Source organism: Lysinibacillus sp. 38-6 (assembly GCF_046245175.1).
Classification (GTDB): Bacteria; Bacillota; Bacilli; order Bacillales_A; family Planococcaceae; genus Lysinibacillus.
In genome coordinates this window covers 3,201,576-3,218,021 of the sequence record NZ_CP176417.1, presented here as the reverse complement: position 1 = coordinate 3,218,021, position 16,446 = coordinate 3,201,576, and the positions used below count along the sequence as shown (strand labels likewise).

Below are 16,446 nucleotides of genomic sequence, written 5' to 3'. Positions count from 1 at the left end.
GAGATATGGATGATCAATTCCAAGATGATATAGAGCTAAAGCAACAATTAAATAAGCATGCTAATATGGAAATTGAGTTATTACTTGAAGCTGTCTATCGTTTATCCGGTTTTGATTTTCGACAATATAATCGCTCTTCTATTTCTCGTCGAATTTACAATCGAATGAGGGTTAGTAATATACCAACGATATCTCGTGTACTGGAAAAGGTCATACATGAAGAAGATTTTTTAGAGCAGCTTTTAAATGATTTTTCAATTAATGTCACGGAAATGTTTCGAAACCCTAGCTTTTTTAAAGCGTTTCGCAAAGAAGTCGTACCGTATTTAAAACAGTATCCTGAAATTCGCATATGGCATGCTGGCTGTGCAACTGGCGAAGAAGTATATTCAATGGCTATTTTGCTAAAAGAAGAGGGACTAATTGATAGGGCGGTCATTTACGCAACGGATATGAATGAGCATGTGTTAGAAAAGGCCAAAAAGGGAGCTTTCTCAATAAAAAAAATGCAGGCATATACGACAAATTATATGCTTGCGGGTGGTAGTCATGCTTTTTCTGAATACTATAAAACAGACTATCAATATGCTTATTTCCATCCGGAACTATTAAAAAATATTATTTTTGCACAGCATAATTTAGTCACGGATCAATCGTTTAATGAATTTCACGTCATTGTATGCCGAAATGTTTTAATTTATTTTACGCCTGAATTACAAAGTCAAGTGCATCATTTGTTTTACGATAGTCTAAGTGAAAATGGCTTTTTATGCTTAGGAGATAAGGAAACGCTTCGCTATGAAAGTATTATTTCGAAGTATAAAGAAGTTGTATGTATGGAAAAAATTTATCAAAAAATTAATTAATAAGCTAGCTATCAACAAATAAAAAAATCCGCTATACTTTTCGTCGCAGACATGATGTTAATGCATGTCTCCGGCAAAAGTGTATGCGGATTTTCTTTTTTACATAGCCTGTGCTTGAATCATTAATACACACATATCGTCGGATTGGTTTGCTTGCTTTTCTTTTGGAAGCAAATTATCAATAAGACATTTTCTATAATCCCATTTACTAGAAGCGAGCGCTTGTAATTGTTTTTCGGACTCTATTTCACATGGTCCCATCGCTTCTAACACACCATCTGTATATAAAACGATTTGCACATCTTTTTGATATTTGATGAGTTGCTTTTGCACCTTTATTTCATCAAAAAAGCCGACAGCACAGCTTCCTTGATTTAACGGAACTAATGTGTTGTCATCAACAAGTGCGTATCCAGAAGGGTGGCCGGCATTTACGTATTCGATTGTTTTTTGTTCAGTATCAATCACTATGTAAATAGCTGTAAAGTAATGGATATTTTCTTCTTTCGTGTTTTGTAGAATGGCCATATATCGGTTTAGTTCTTTTATAACCAACTCGGGTTCTACAAGCTGTTTAACAGCTTCTCTTAGCACAGATGAAATAAACATACATACAAGTGCTGCAGAAATACCGTGCCCCATCATATCAAGCAAAATAACCGCATAGCGGTGATCGTTAATTTTATACCAATAGTACATATCCCCAGCTAAATTAGAGGATGGAAGGTACGAAACTTCGATTTGAATATTATCTTCATGGATAGGTGTACTTAGTAAACTGCGCTGTACACGTGTCGCTAAATCGAGTTCCTTTTGGATTTTCGCTTCTTGCATTGTATGCCAATCTAATTCAGCCTTCAATCTGAGTGCAACACGAATTCTAGCAAGTAGTTCGGTCTTATTGATAGGTTTTGTAATATAATCAACCCCGCCAATATCGAGCGCTTCTGCTAGTTTGTTTTTATCTTCTAATGCCGTTACGAAAATAATTTGAATATCTTTTAAATTGTCATTTTGTTTAATGCGCTTACAAGCTTCTATACCATCCATTTCAGGCATCATAATATCTAATAATATTAACTCTACAGAACTACCTGCAGGATTTTTAGCATCTAACTGAAGGTAATCAAAAAGCTCATAAGCTGATGAAAGAGAAACACAGTTATCATAACCTGCATTTTTTAAAATTTTTTCAATTACAAATAGATTGACTTGATTGTCATCCACAAGAAGAATTGTCATAGTTTTTACCCCTTATTCTGCTTGAACATTGATGATATGCAGATTATAAATTGTATTTAAAAATACGCTTACCATCAATATTATACATAACATTAGAGAATTACGGTGTTTTGAAGAATTTAAGTTATATTTTACTAGAGAATTAGCTTCTATTTAATAAGAGAGGACTAGGTGTATTATAGGTGAAAGTCATTAATGAATAGTGAAAAAATGACAAAATAGAGAAATAGTCAAACTTTCTTATTATTCGTTTACTGAACTTTGGCTTTTTTAAACCCACTGTAAATATCAAATACACTTGCTACAATGGCAATAGCGATGCAGACGAATAGTATGCGATCTAGAGAAAACATCATTTTTGCAGAGGTAGTCTCCAAAATAGCCGCCATATAAGGGATTGCCGCACTATGGATTAAATCAGGTTGTTTCGCCATGACAATAAAAACAATAACGCCAAAACATTGAAGCACGGTACTTGTTATAGCAATTGGCATTGTCCACTTTCTAACTTTCCATTTATAAAGTGTTAAGGCAATGCTAATGATAATCCAACATAAAATAACGGGTTTAAAGGATAAGAGGATATCTTGATTGAATATAGGCATGACAAATCGTAAGCCACTTCGATCATCCGATGAGTATATGCCGATAAGATGGGAAGCATTAAAATAAAAAAATGTAAAAATAGCGATTCCAAAAAGGCTTAAGATAATATCACTGATTGGTATATGATTCTTTTTACGGACAGTCAGTTTCTTTAAATCTTCCGGTGTCCAGTCTTGGCCTTCTTTTATAAAGGGGAAATAAGTTTTAGCCCCGCGATAACGTTCCATGACAATAAAAGCAATCGTAACCCAGAAAAGTACTTGTATCACTACTTCAAACATGTTGGTAATGGTAATGACTACTGCGTGAATAATAGTCATGAATAGACTTTCATCCCCAGGATAAAACAATATACTTTTTACAAGGTGAACAATCAATGTAATAAGTATTGCCCAAGGAATAATTAATTTGATGGTCTGCATGTAGGAACTGTACATTTGAGGACCAATTAAATAATGAGGGCCATCTTGATAGCTCAGCGCAAGCTGTGCAGGATCGCCTAGTTTTAATAGTGCTTCTTTTACCTCTGGTTCTGAATAATCGTCCGGTAACATTTCTTCAATTGTTGATTTTAGCTCATGCTTAATAGCATCTTGTTTATTTTTCGCTAGCCTTCTAATCACTTCATCAATATAGGCATCAATCAGATCCAACGTTGTCATCCTCCCTTAGTTCATGTATGTAGTCTTCGCAACGGCACTAAAATAGTAAAAAGTTTTACACTTCTCAGAAACACGCTAATAGTTCCCTTGCTTGAGTGCTTCCTGCTCGAAATTTTTATTTTGCTTACCTATATCATACAGTATGTATAGCTGTGTGGTAATATATGTTATTAATGGGCGTTGCAATTCATGTAAACGCAATTGGACTTTAAGCAAAATAGTACTGTTATAGGAGGGTGTAAATGCGAATCGTAAAGAAATTAATGCAGGAAGAAGAAATAATAAAGTACGTAAATATTGTAATGGCAGCCTATCCAGGGGTAGTAGAAGCGTCTCAACAAACAAAGGAGCGTTTACGATCAGTCTTTACGCATAACATGAGCAACGAGCCTTCTATCAATTATTATGGGCTATGGGAGGACAACGACTTATTGGGGTGTATGCGCGTCCATGATTTTGAGATGAATTTCTTTTCAAAAATAATTCCCGTTGGTGGGGTAGGTCAAGTTGCTGTTGACTTACTACATAAAAAAGAGCGGGTTGCGAAAGAACTCATCGATTATTTCTATCAAATATTTTTACAAAAAAATGTCCACATCGTTGCTTTGTATCCTTTTAGACCTGATTTTTATAAAAAGATGGGCTTTGGTTATGGACCGACAATGCACCAATATTTAATAGAACCTTCAAGTTTTCCGAAAGGGCCTACAAAACAGCATCTTAAATATTTAAACGCACAACATCAACATCAGCTGGCAGCGTGTTATAACAGAATAGCACGTAAAAGGCATGGCATGTTTATCAAAACGGCGTCAGAGCTATCGGCGATTTTTAATAACCCACAAAACTATATTATTGCAGTTGACAAGGACGGTTTAATAGAAGGCTATATAGTGTTTGCATTTAAAAAGCAAAGTGACAGCAATTTTATGCGAAATAACATCGTAATAAAAGAGTTTTTATATGAAACACCAGATGCTTTATTAGAGCTTAGTACATTTTTAAATAGTCAAGCAGATCAGGTACAGCGTATTGAATGGAATACACAAGATGACCATATGCATTTCTTTTTAGGTGATGTCCGTAATGGATCGGATCATTTAATTCCAAGTGTCTATCATGCCAGTTCTGTTGCAGGCATTGGTTTAATGTATCGGATTATCAATGTGAAAGGTTTTTTTCAAGAGCTAAAGGCACATCATTTTAATAATAGCGATTTAACAGTTAAGCTGACTGTTAGTGATTCACTAATCGCAGAAAATAATCAATCTTTTATGCTCAAGGTAGTAGACGGCTATCTAGAGTTGCTGGAAAACGATAGCTATGATGTAGAAATGCTAATTGATATTGCGGAGCTTTCTTCGATGCTGATGGGTGTTGTCACAATGCAAGAGCTATTTATGCTTGGCAAGGTCAAAATAAGTGATAACGAGTATTTACAGGCATTGCACAAACTGTTCTATGTGTATGAAAAGCCAACATGTGTGACAGCATTCTAACGTGCATCATGCGTATCTTTTTTCGTTAATAGCGATGAACGAACAGGTCTTTCTAATGGGGTAATATTAATAATAAAATAGCTGACGATTAATATTAAAATAATGAGAGCATAGATTAAAGTGTTAATAGGATGATCGTGTTCAACGATAATTAATCGAATCATCGCTGTTATTCCTATATAGATAAAGTATCTTAGAGGGAAATGATAATCCTCTTTAAAGTACTTAATAATCATCGTAATAAATTCAAAATACAAAAAGAAAATAAGAATATTGGCGAGGAAAAGTTTATAATCACTAGTCCCTCCAAGTATTAATATATTTACAAATTCAATTAGTTCTTTCATTAGTAGGAAAGCTAATATAAGTGCTAACAATACAAGGCATACGTTAAGAAATAATTGTAAAGATTTAGGAACAGCTTTTACAAGTTGTAGATACGTCGTATGCTTTTGGCTCATGATATCCCTCCATTTTCTTATTTAAAAATAATAATTATTTTATAGGATATGAATAAAACATTCGAAAGAGAATCGTGACTGCCAAAATAATTGTTACTATTTCGTGTATTTTATTAATATTATTGAATATAACATGTCAACGTAAACATGGAATACGTAATACTGTAAATTACTGTATAGTATTGTAAAAGAAAGTTTTTAAAAAAATTTGGCGTTATGCTAAAATAGATGTGCATGAATATAAAATAAAAGGGGTTTTTTAAATGGCAAATGCAGCAAAAAAAGATGCGAAAATTACACCAGAGCGTTTGGAAGAAGCGTTAAATGTTCGTGACCGTCTTATTATTGAATTACTAGTAAAAGTACTTGATGAAAAATTAATCATTGAACGTCCTGTATTACGTGAGCGCTTAGGAAACCTTGTTGAGCTTGCAGACCATGATGCAGAACTAAAAGAAACTTTACATGCAGTAATCAACGAGCTGTAAAAACTATTTAAACCAAAAAGTACATCATCGCATGTATGTAAAACGAGCAAGCTCAACACTATGTTTTTAGTGTCGGAGCTTGCTTTTTAATAGTCAGCTTTGGCAACTACAAGCAAAAGCGGACATTCCCACATAGCAAACAACAGTGTATCCGCTTTATGCAAAATGAACCTAGCCTTTGCTATTCTTTAAAAAATAAAAAGCATACCTAGTTGATGGTAGCGAAGGTAGTGACTCCTGCGGGAAAAGCGCTGCCATAGCGGACACCAACGTCATAACAGAAAAAGTGTTAGATTGATAGCAGTCAATCTAACACTTTTCCTTTTTAACCCAATGGGCTTATTGTTAATTTGTCGGGCGAATAAAACTTAGTAAACTTTATCGCCGTTAAAAATTGAATTTTTAACAATTACGTAATCAACATTTCGAATAGCTTCTAGCTTAGTACCACCAGCATAAGAAATAGAAGATTGAAGGTCTTGTTGCATTTCAGTTAACGTATCTTGTAGGCTACCTTTGTGCTCTACAAACATTTTTTTACCTTCAACATTTTTCTTCTCACCTTTTTGGAATTCAGAAGCAGAGCCGAAGTATTCTTTTACTAATTTGCCATCGATTTCAATCGTTTGACCTGGTGATTCTTCATGACCTGCAAATAAAGAACCGATCATAACCATTGAAGCACCGAAACGTACTGATTTTGCAATATCGCCATTTGTACGAATACCACCATCTGCAATAATTGGCTTAGTTGCTGCTTTTGCACACCAGCGTAGTGCGGCAAGCTGCCAACCACCTGTACCAAAACCTGTTTTAATTTTTGTAATACAAACTTTACCTGGTCCAATACCAACTTTCGTTGCATCTGCACCAGCGTTTTCAAGTTCGCGTACAGCTTCAGGTGTACCAACATTCCCCGCAATAACAAAGCTATTTGGTAAATGTTTTTTAATATGTTGAATCATACGAATGACAGCATTTGAATGACCATGTGCAATATCGATTGTAATAAATTCAGGAACTAAATTAGCAGCTGCTAACTCTTCTACAAAAGCATATTCCTCTTCTTTAACACCGACACTAATTGAAGCAATTAAGTTACGGCCTTGCATATCTTTAATGAATTGAATACGAGTTTCAGGATTAAAACGGTGCATGATATAGAAGTAACCGTTTTCAGCTAGTTTAGCTGCAATATTTTCATCAATAATAGTCTGCATATTAGCAGGAACTACAGGTAATTTAAATTTATGTCCACCTAAAGTAACAGATGTATCACATTGTGATCGACTTTCTACAATACATTTTGCGGGAATTAGTTGAATATCCTCATAGTCAAATACGTTATCCATTATATACACTCCTAAAATACGAATATTTTTAAACGTTTGTTTTAAATTGTTCGCCATTTGGTAATTTACATGATTTTTAATGAAAAGTCAAAGATTTTATCAAAATAAATAAAAAATATGCATGACGAGACAGGAAAGTGTTTAAAACTAAAAAATTAGTATTTTTTTTGAAAGTATAATATGTAATCTAAAAAGCCAAAACTATTCATGATTTGCTTTTAATAAAACTAGCTAATCGTTGTTAATCTAAGTACAATAGTATTGTTTCACAAAAGGCAGAGGAGTGGTGTAAATGGCAGTAGAGGTGTATTTAATTTTTAATGGCAATTGTCGAGAAGCAGTAGCATTTTATGAGCAAGTGTTTCATACGGAAAAACCTGAAATTATGACATTTGGTGATGCACCGCGTGATCCAAACCATCCATTACCTGAAGGTACTGAAAATCTTGTTATGCATACGCGTCTATCCATTTGGGGGAGTACGGTAATGTTTTCAGATACATTCCCGGGTTCACCATATACAATCGGCAATAACGTAACATTAGCGGTTGTTTCAGACGATGAAGCGCAATTACGACAAGCATATGAGGGACTTAAAGAGGGCGGTAAAGTAACGATGGAGCTACAAGAAACATTTTTTAGTAAATGTTACGGCTCACTTACAGATAAGTTTGGGATTGAGTGGCAGATTAGCCATGAAGAAAAAGCGAAATAATAGAGAGAAGCACGATGAACAGAGGAAACCCTTTGTTCATCGTGCTTTTTTTAATATTTAAAACGGCTTACAAAATTTTGCAATTCGTCAGCCATATCGAGTAAAGCTTTGGCTGCTGCAGTCATTTCCTGCATAGAGGACAATGTTTGTTCCGTTGATGCAGCAACTTCCTCGGAAGCGGAAGCATTTAGTTTTGCGTGGTCTGAAAGTTCAATCGCAGTAGCTGTCACTTCCTCCACTACGGCTGAAATTTCTTGAGCAGAAGCAGAGATCCCTTCCATTTTCGGAGCAATATTTCGCAAGCTTTCTGTAATACTAGCGAATTTTTCACTTGTATCTGCTGATAACTTTAGGCCTTCCTGGACATCTGAAGAGGCTTTGACCATCGTTTCAACCGATTTAGCAGTATCTTGTTGTATCCCTGTAATAAGCGAAGAAATTTGCTCTGCCGATTCATGTGATTGCTCAGCTAATTTTCTTACTTCATCAGCCACTACAGCGAAACCTTTGCCATGCTCGCCTGCTCTGGCAGCCTCAATCGCAGCATTTAGAGCGAGTAAATTCGTTTGATCTGAAATAGCACTAATAATTTCTAAAATAGAACCAATTTCTTTTGTGCGATCATAAAGGGACTTAATCATTCTGTCTGATTCTGTAACGGATGCATTAATTGAATTCATTTGGTTAACCGTACGTTCAACAGATTGCCCGCCTTCTTCTGCTTGCACAATCGCATGGCTAGAAAGATCTGTCACTTGCATGGCGCTATCTGCTACTTCAACAATTCCTTGTGCAATTTCTTCAATAGAAATCGCATTTTGATCGCTACCTGTTGTTTGTCTTTCTGCACTAATGGCAACTTGTTGCATCGCTTGTGCCACTTGTTCTGAAGATGCGATATTTTGCTCTGCATTAGCGGATAAGCCATGCGCCGATACTTGCACATGTTGCACGCTTTGATCAACATTGCGAATAAGTTTTTTTAGATTAACTTTCATGGCAACGAAAGCTTCACTAAGCTGACCGATTTCATCTTTGGAATGAATCTCGATAAATTCCGTTAAATCGCCTTCGCTAATGGTAATTGCGCTATGCTTAAGTCGATTAATCGGATTGACAATGGATTTTATCATCAGCAACATAAATATTACGCCAACAATAATCGAAACGACAATGATTATTAAGTTGATATTAAATGTTGAGGCTGCGGCTTTTGTTGCTTCAGCTGAAAACATTGTGCCGACAATTTTCCAACCGGTAATGTCATTAGTCAAAAATTGTAGTTGTTTATCTTTTTCTACAATCGTCCCACTGTCTTGTTCATAAACTTTTGAAATATAGCTTTCAGTTGCTTCAGAACCACTTTCTTTATCATGCTGGGTAATATAAGTTTTATTGTTATCTAAAAGGGAAGCAAAGCCCGTTTTTCCGATATGAATATCATTTGTAATGTCACTTAGTGTAGAGATATTAAGATCTAAACCGATGACACCCGAACCATCTGGTAAAGCTTGTGTAATCGTAATAACCATGTTGCCCGAAGCCTGTGACGTATAGGGGGCTGTTATCGTTACCTGATCCTTATTAGATAATGCTTGTTTATACCAAGGTCTTGTACGCGGATCAAAGTCACTTGCATATTGTTGTACGGGCTCATCGATAATCTTACCCTCGCTAGTGCCGATATAGACAAGCTCAACCTCTGGGTGCATATTTACGTATTCTTGTAAAAGTGATTTCAGTGCAGGCACTTTACTTTCTTGTAAATAGGATTGATTCATTTTTTTTGTGAAATATTGAATATCTTCAATCTTTGGTTTAATAGTACCTGTAATATTCGTATCCAGCATTCGAATACTTTCGGTCGCACTTGCTTGCTGTTCCTTAGAAATTTGCTTCTCCGCACTTTGGTAAGAGATGATACCAATTAACAATGTAGGGATGAGAAGGATTGCTAAGAATGAAAAAATGAGCTTTTTTCGTAAACTTAGTTTTGTCACGTTTGTTATCCTCACTATAATATTATTGTTCTATAGTTTTCCCGAGAAGGAAAATAATAGACGACTAGCTCATTTTAACAAAAATAAATGAAAAGTTAAGTCTTGTAGTTTTTATTTTTAGATAATTATCATAAACATAGTAAATCATTAGGTTTCACCTTATAAAGAATCCTGGCTAACTGACATATAAATTTAGTATTTGTTGTATACTATTGTTTAGAAGAGGAGGGATTTTTCATGATTCAACAGATTGGACAAGTAATGTTATATGTAAATGATCAAGATGCTGCGGTCGCGTTTTGGACTGATAAAATTGGCTTTGTGGTAGTGGCCGATACGACAGAAGCAGGAATGCGCTGGATTGAAATTGCTCCTACGAAAAATGCGCAAACGTCATTTGTACTACACAATAAAGAAGTGATTGCTAAAATGCAGCCTGAATTAAATTTAGGAACTCCTTCTATTATGTTCTACGCCGATAACATAACAGAGATGTATCAGGATTTCCAAACGAAAGGAATTAAAGTGGGGGACTTAGTGTCGATGCCAATTGGCCAAGTATTTAACTTTGCCGATCACGAAAATAATTACTTCGCTTTAGTTGAAAAGTAACCTATAAATAGGGATATTTTAAACATGCCCTATTCACATCCGCCTTGCTTTCAAAAGAGCGCAACTTAAGGCTAACTGTCTTTTGTTGTTTTCACTGAAATGTACGCGGATTTTTTTATGTTAAATCCTCCCCGTAGATGGCTACCGTTTGTCGGTCAACGATAAATTCTTGCCCATTCCATTTCAAAATATTTTCAACATACCCTAAACCATCCGCATGATATCTGCCCGCTATTTCCTGATAGGCTAATAGCTCATATGTGCCATCACGATCGTAATCCACTGGATATAACCCACTTATAGGGTCAACCCAACCTTCAATCGGTTGCTTTAATGTGCCATCTTTATTGTAAATTTCCGCTAAATATTCTGGGCCTTTATATTGTAAATCGATAATATATTGTTTTTTAGGATTCGAGCTGCGCACGGATGCTTTGTAATTGTTTAAGTAATGAACAGCGTATGTTCGTTTATTATTAAATGTTTCTGTATCAAATATTGAACGTACTGTTCCGTTGATTGAGGAAAAGATTTCACCATTAATAATGCCGCCACTGCCACCAGTATCAGAAATAACAAGAATATCCTCTAGATGATTTCCGGTAAAATCACCAAGAAAAATGGTTGGATTATAGCCAACGTTTTCTTTTAGCGCAAGTTGTTCAAATTGTCGTGTTTGTCCGTAAAAAATAACGAGCGTAATGTTTTTCCATAGCGGGCTATCGGGTGTTTTAGTACCCATTAAAAAAATGGTTTCAAACATGCCATCACCGTTGATATCCCCAAATTTTGTTTGAATAATTTGAGGAGTCATCTGTGCGATATTAACAGTATTGATAGACGAATGATTAGGATTGGTCATTTATACACCTCTTTCTTAGTGTTAGCATATGTTTTGAATACAGCTTGGTGCATAAAACAATGTAAAAACGAATACCTATAATTCTTACAAAAAAACTTGTAATTAGCCCATTGACAATTCACTATGTTGAAAGTATCATAATGTCAATGAATCAGAAAATTCAGTACGAAAGGTAATCTCACTACGAATTGTAGATAGAGATTTTTTTACACTATTAATTCTTAGTAAATATATATGTTTTATATAAATTGGGAAGAAGGAGATTTTCGTGAAAGAGTTATTTATTAAAACGGAGCGCCAGCGTTACTGGTTAGGGCAGCTTGCATCCATTGCGGAGTCTATTAAAGCGGAGGCTGTGGAAGTCGATGAGCAATCGCGCTTCCCATTTGAGGCACATAAGCGGCTATTGCAAATTGGCTATCCGAAACTAACATTGCCAAAACAATATGGCGGCGAGGGATTATCTGTTTACGATATGGTACTCGTGCAAGAAACACTTGCGAGTTATGACGAAAACGCCTCGCTTTCTCTCGGATGGACACTGGGCGTTGTTGGTGAGATATATGACAAGAAACTGTGGGCAGAAGATATTCTCCAACAATTTGCGCTAGAAGTACAAAAAGGCGCGATTATCAATCGAGCTGTCAGTGAGTTAGCAACTGGTAGTCCAACACGAGGAGGACGCCCTGGAACAAATGCTGTTTCGACAAATGATGGTTGGTTATTAAATGGCCGTAAAATATTTACGACCGCATCACCTGTACTCGATTATTTCTTAACTTCTGCATGGATTGAAGAAAAGGGGCAAATTGGCTTCTTCCTTATTCATAAAGATGTAGCGGGTCTATCAATTGAAGAAAACTGGGAAATGTCTGCAATGCGAGGCACGAGCAGTCATGATTTAGTGTTAAAAAATGTCTTAGTCTCTAAAAATCATTTAGTAGAACTGCCGAATCATCCTAGCGGTGCCAAAATTAACGGCTGGATTTTACATATCCCTGCAACATACTTAGGGATTGCGCAAGCAGCGAGAGATTATGCGTTACATTTTGCGAATCATCATCAACCAAATAGTTTAAATGCTCCAATTAGTACATTGCCAAATGTACAGCAGTTATTAGGAGACATTGAATTAAAGCTTCATCAGGCAAGATTTGTACTTTATGGGGTAGCAGAGGCTTATGATGACCCAGCGAGACGTGACACTTTAACGAATGAAATGGCGGTTGCCAAGCATACGGTGACAAATAGTGCGATTGATATCGTCGATAAGGCGATGCGTGTCGTTGGCGCAAAAAGTTTACAGCTTACGAATCCACTACAACGTTATTATCGCAATGTTCGTGCAGGGTTACATAACCCGCCAATGGATGATATGACAATACTAAAACTAGCGGCTGCTGCTATTGAGCAACAAAAATTAACGGAACTTGAATAATAAAATCACTTGTAATGAAGGGGAAATGACATATGTTCAAACAACAAAAAAAATTATTTCAATTGGCGGCAGTAGGGTTAGCTTCACTAGCTATTTTAGCAGGATGCAGCTCTGGTGAAGCATCGAAAAATGAAACAGAAGATGGGGTTAAAGTTCGTACTGTAAAGGTTGCATACGATCAAGCTTCTAAGCCAATTAGCTATATCGACGATAAGGGTAACCCAACAGGCTATGATGTGGAAGTAATGAAGCTGGTAGATGAATTATTACCAGAGTATAAGTTTGAATACGTAGGAACTACAAGCGATGATTTACTAATCGGAGTAGAGCAAGGGAAATATCAAGTAGGTGTGAAAAATGCATTCTTTACGCAGGAGCGTACAGAGAAGTTCATTTTCCCTAAAGAGTTTTTAGGGTTAAGTAGCGCAGGCTTGGTGCTTCGTAAAGAAGATGAAGGTGTAAAATCTTTAGCTGATTTTGCAACAAAAGGTTATTCATTGGCGCCGATAGCTGCAAACAATGCCCAGTATACAATTATCGATGAGTACAACAAAGCAAATCCTAACAACCAAGTAAAATTACAAGCGGGAGATGCATTTACTGTCGATGTTGTGCAATGGGTCAATGAAGGGCGCGTTGATGGTGGTGTGATGATTGAAGGGCCATTTAAGCAGCAAGTATTAGCGGATGATGGCGCTTATCATAATTTAAAAGATGAAGTAGTTTACAACGAATTTGCAGTAATTAAAACATGGCCATTGTTCAATAAAAAAGAACAAGAATTTGCGGATGCTTACGATAAAGCGATTGCCCAAATTAAAGAGCAAAAGAAAACAAGTGAATTAAGTAAAGAATTTTATGGCCGTGATTTATTTGAAGTGTTAGAAAACGTAAATCGATAATTTCTTAAAGGCTGCCTGAGTCATGATACTCAGCAGTCTTTCTTAATAAACGGAGAATGAAGGCGTTGTTTCAAAGCTGCCTTTAGTGAAGACATTGATAAAGTTGGTGAGGAAATGGAGAAATATTTTGATGCATCGTACATTTGGAACGCTATTCCCTTATTATTGCCGTTTTTAAAAGTAACGTTTTTAGTTGCAGGTTCTTCCATTGTATTAGGTACATTTTTCGGCTTGTTATTAGCTGCTGCCAAGTTAAGTTCAATAAAAATAGTACAAAAACTAGCGAATTTATATACAACAATTATGCGTTGTACACCATCCATCGTTTTATTATTCCTTGTCTATTACGGGGTACCTGCATTAGCAGAAAACGTTGGTGTAAATCTTCATGCGATTGAAACAGCTTTCTTCGTTGTCGTAACGTTCACATTGCAGTTTGCTGCCATTATGTCAGAAGTTATTAGATCTGCATATTTGGCGATTAACAAGGGACAGTATGAAGCGGCTGTCAGTGTTGGCTTAACGCCATTCCAAGCGTACCGCCGTATTATTTTCCCCCAAGCACTCGTTATTGCATTGCCGAACTTCGGAAATGGCATGATTGCGTTATTACAGGAGGGGGCGTTAGCTTACACTATTGGCTTAATCGATATTGTCGGCAAAGCCAACTTAATTATTGCTAGTAATATTAATGCGCATGCATTAGAAATCTATATTGCGCTGGCAATTGTTTATTGGGTGCTATCCATTGTTATTGAAAAATTCTTTGCTATGTTAGAAAAGTTTTTTGGCAAAGGGAAAAGAACATTAGAAACAACGTAAGGAGGCGTAATCATGAACTATCAATTTTTAGTGGAAACTTTTTTTGTGGCATTATCCGGTGTACCGATTGCACTCCTTGTAACGGTTGTTGCTTTGCTTGTTGCCCTGCCACTAGGATTTTTATTAGCACTAACCCGCATTAATAAAATCCCCGTTATTCATCAGCTTGCGAAGATTTATGTATCTTTTGTTCGAGGTACGCCAATTATTATTCAAATATTCATCATTTATAGTAGTATTCCACTTATCCTAAAAATGATTTTTGAAAAATATCATATTACTTATGATATTTATAAAATCAATCCGATTTGGTATGCATTTATTGTTTTTGCTTTTAGTACAACAGCTATTTTAATAGAGGTCTTCCGCTCGGCGTTAAGCACTATTGAGAAGGGTCAGCTAGAGGCAGCGCACGCGGTCGGTTTAACGACATTTCAAGCTTATCGACGTATTATTATTCCGCAAGCTTTAGTCGTTGCAATGCCGAATATTTGTACGGCTACTGTGAACTTAATTAAAGCGACGTCATTAGGCTATGCCATGTCCTTGCCGGAAATTACACTGAAGGCGAAAGTGGCTGCCAATGTTGGTTACAATTATGTAGAAGCATATCTTGATATTTTTATCGTGTATTTAATTTTATGTAGTGCGGTTGAATACCTATTTAAGCGATACGAGAAACATTTGAGCAAATATAAAATGGCAAATGCCTAAGGGGTGAACCGACATGTTAAAAATCAAAAATATTCATAAATCATTTGGCAGCAATGAAATTTTAAAAGGTGTAGACCTATCGATTGATAAAGGGGATGTCGTCGTTATTTTAGGCCCAAGTGGCTCCGGTAAAACGACGTTATTGCGCTGCATTAACTTTTTAGAAAAGGCCGATCAAGGGCATGCGACATTCGGAAATATCGATGTGGATTTTCAAAATGTGAAGAATAAGGATATCCATGCAATTCGAAAACGCGTCGCTTTTGTTTTTCAAAATTATAACCTTTTTACGAATAAAACTGCGTTACAAAATGTTACAGAAGGGCTTGTTATTGGTCGGAAAATAGCAAAGGCTGAAGCCATTGAAATCGGCAAAAAGGCGCTCGACAAAGTAGGTCTGTCAGATAAGTATGATGCTTATCCAAGTCAGTTATCAGGTGGTCAACAGCAGCGTGTTGGTATTGCCCGTGCTGTAGCTTTGAATCCCGATATTATTTTATTCGACGAACCGACCTCTGCGCTTGATCCAGAGTTAGTCGGTGAGGTGCTGACGGTAATGAAAAATATTGCAAAAGAGGGCACAACAATGCTTGTTGTAACGCATGAGATGGGTTTTGCAAAAGATGTAGCAAACCGCGTTATTTTTATGGATGGTGGCGTTGTGGTGGAAGAGGGAAGCCCGCATGAAATTTTCGTAAGTCCAAAAGAGGAGCGGACGAAGAGGTTTTTAAAACGTGTAACACCTGAGGATTATACATTTTATATTTAGGGAGCAAGCATGGCTGAATGGATGTTTCATCTCAGAGTTACGGGACCAATTCTAAATTCATAGAGAAAAAGGAATCTGCTTTGACTAAGAAAGGTCGAGCAGATTTTTGTTATTTTCATATATTAAAAAAGACATATTACGGACGGATTGAGAGAAGAAAAGAAAGTAGTAATATTGCATAAAAATACATATTTATACATTTGACACGTTTCTGAATATTGGTGATGGCTCATTGGAATTTTACTGGGGAGACGTTATTTACTCTAAAAACGACACGAACTTCGGTCTTGTTAAATAATAGATTTTTACTAAAAATAAGTTGCTTTTTCAATGGTAAAACAACAGATTTTTATATAAATGGGGTGTTAATAGTACTCGAGCTTTATTGTTTGTAGGGCAAGAATAATAGATAAATAGGGGATGGTGAGCAATTGTT

Annotated in this window: 16 protein-coding genes; 10 read left to right on the top strand and 6 right to left on the bottom strand. The window is 36.1% G+C overall.

All coding sequences use genetic code 11. The features are described from left to right. Window positions 1-5 precede the first annotated feature (5 nt). A complete protein-coding gene (locus ACKVEV_RS16525; protein WP_409367383.1) occupies window positions 6-866 on the top strand; it encodes a CheR family methyltransferase in 861 nt (286 codons plus the stop codon). A 99-nt stretch (window positions 867-965) separates the two neighbouring features. On the opposite strand, the gene ACKVEV_RS16520 is transcribed toward ACKVEV_RS16525, so the two are convergent. Then, entirely contained in the window at window positions 966-2,108 is a 1,143-nt protein-coding gene (locus ACKVEV_RS16520) for a SpoIIE family protein phosphatase (RefSeq protein WP_409367382.1), read from the bottom strand. A 251-nt stretch (window positions 2,109-2,359) separates the two neighbouring features. Continuing rightward, complete coding sequence (locus tag ACKVEV_RS16515) at window positions 2,360-3,367, bottom strand: hypothetical protein (RefSeq protein ID WP_409367381.1); 1,008 nt, start codon at window positions 3,365-3,367, stop codon at window positions 2,360-2,362. Window positions 3,368-3,618: 251 nt separating this feature from the next. On the opposite strand from ACKVEV_RS16515, the gene eis reads away from it, so the two are divergent. Further along, complete coding sequence (eis, locus tag ACKVEV_RS16510) at window positions 3,619-4,875, top strand: enhanced intracellular survival protein Eis (protein WP_409367380.1); 1,257 nt, start codon at window positions 3,619-3,621, stop codon at window positions 4,873-4,875. On the opposite strand, the gene psiE is transcribed toward eis, so the two are convergent. Next, window positions 4,872-5,336: a phosphate-starvation-inducible protein PsiE gene (psiE, locus tag ACKVEV_RS16505; RefSeq protein ID WP_409367379.1), complete on the bottom strand. Its 465-nt coding sequence runs from the start codon at window positions 5,334-5,336 to the stop codon at window positions 4,872-4,874. The two genes, eis and psiE, sit on opposite strands and share 4 nt — an antisense overlap. 263 nt (window positions 5,337-5,599) lie before the next feature. Here psiE and ACKVEV_RS16500 point away from each other — a divergent pair, with 263 nt between their 5' ends. After that, a complete protein-coding gene (locus tag ACKVEV_RS16500) occupies window positions 5,600-5,824 on the top strand; it encodes a phosphate-starvation-inducible protein PsiE (protein WP_409367378.1) in 225 nt (74 codons plus the stop codon). Between the two features lie 368 nt (window positions 5,825-6,192). Here ACKVEV_RS16500 and guaC read toward each other — a convergent pair whose 3' ends face one another. After that, entirely contained in the window at window positions 6,193-7,176 is a 984-nt protein-coding gene (gene guaC, locus ACKVEV_RS16495; RefSeq protein ID WP_402927396.1) for a GMP reductase, read from the bottom strand. 292 nt (window positions 7,177-7,468) lie between these two features. On the opposite strand from guaC, the gene ACKVEV_RS16490 reads away from it, so the two are divergent. Then, a complete protein-coding gene (locus ACKVEV_RS16490; RefSeq protein ID WP_409367377.1) occupies window positions 7,469-7,891 on the top strand; it encodes a VOC family protein in 423 nt (140 codons plus the stop codon). A 50-nt stretch (window positions 7,892-7,941) separates the two neighbouring features. On the opposite strand, the gene ACKVEV_RS16485 is transcribed toward ACKVEV_RS16490, so the two are convergent. After that, window positions 7,942-9,891, bottom strand: a complete 1,950-nt coding sequence (locus ACKVEV_RS16485; protein ID WP_409367376.1) for a methyl-accepting chemotaxis protein — start codon at window positions 9,889-9,891, stop codon at window positions 7,942-7,944. Window positions 9,892-10,128: 237 nt separating this feature from the next. Here ACKVEV_RS16485 and ACKVEV_RS16480 point away from each other — a divergent pair, with 237 nt between their 5' ends. Next, window positions 10,129-10,503: a VOC family protein gene (locus tag ACKVEV_RS16480; RefSeq protein WP_409367375.1), complete on the top strand. Its 375-nt coding sequence runs from the start codon at window positions 10,129-10,131 to the stop codon at window positions 10,501-10,503. Between the two features lie 115 nt (window positions 10,504-10,618). On the opposite strand, the gene ACKVEV_RS16475 is transcribed toward ACKVEV_RS16480, so the two are convergent. Beyond that, the gene (locus tag ACKVEV_RS16475; protein ID WP_409367374.1) at window positions 10,619-11,365 is read right to left on the bottom strand and encodes a hypothetical protein; all 747 of its coding nucleotides are present in this window, start codon (window positions 11,363-11,365) and stop codon (window positions 10,619-10,621) included. Between the two features lie 268 nt (window positions 11,366-11,633). On the opposite strand from ACKVEV_RS16475, the gene ACKVEV_RS16470 reads away from it, so the two are divergent. The 5 genes from ACKVEV_RS16470 to ACKVEV_RS16450 all read left to right on the top strand — a co-directional run bounded on the left by ACKVEV_RS16470 (window position 11,634) and on the right by ACKVEV_RS16450 (window position 16,010). After that, the gene (locus ACKVEV_RS16470; protein WP_409367373.1) at window positions 11,634-12,803 is read left to right on the top strand and encodes an acyl-CoA dehydrogenase family protein; all 1,170 of its coding nucleotides are present in this window, start codon (window positions 11,634-11,636) and stop codon (window positions 12,801-12,803) included. 32 nt (window positions 12,804-12,835) lie between these two features. Then, the gene (locus ACKVEV_RS16465) at window positions 12,836-13,705 is read left to right on the top strand and encodes a transporter substrate-binding domain-containing protein (protein WP_409367372.1); all 870 of its coding nucleotides are present in this window, start codon (window positions 12,836-12,838) and stop codon (window positions 13,703-13,705) included. A gap of 114 nt (window positions 13,706-13,819) precedes the next feature. After that, window positions 13,820-14,527 carry an amino acid ABC transporter permease gene (locus ACKVEV_RS16460; protein ID WP_409367371.1) on the top strand — a complete coding sequence of 236 codons (708 nt, stop codon included), beginning with the start codon at window positions 13,820-13,822 and terminating at the stop codon, window positions 14,525-14,527. 12 nt (window positions 14,528-14,539) lie between these two features. Beyond that, complete coding sequence (locus ACKVEV_RS16455; RefSeq protein ID WP_409367370.1) at window positions 14,540-15,241, top strand: amino acid ABC transporter permease; 702 nt, start codon at window positions 14,540-14,542, stop codon at window positions 15,239-15,241. A 13-nt stretch (window positions 15,242-15,254) separates the two neighbouring features. Beyond that, window positions 15,255-16,010, top strand: a complete 756-nt coding sequence (locus ACKVEV_RS16450; protein WP_409367369.1) for an amino acid ABC transporter ATP-binding protein — start codon at window positions 15,255-15,257, stop codon at window positions 16,008-16,010. Window positions 16,011-16,446 lie beyond the last annotated feature (436 nt).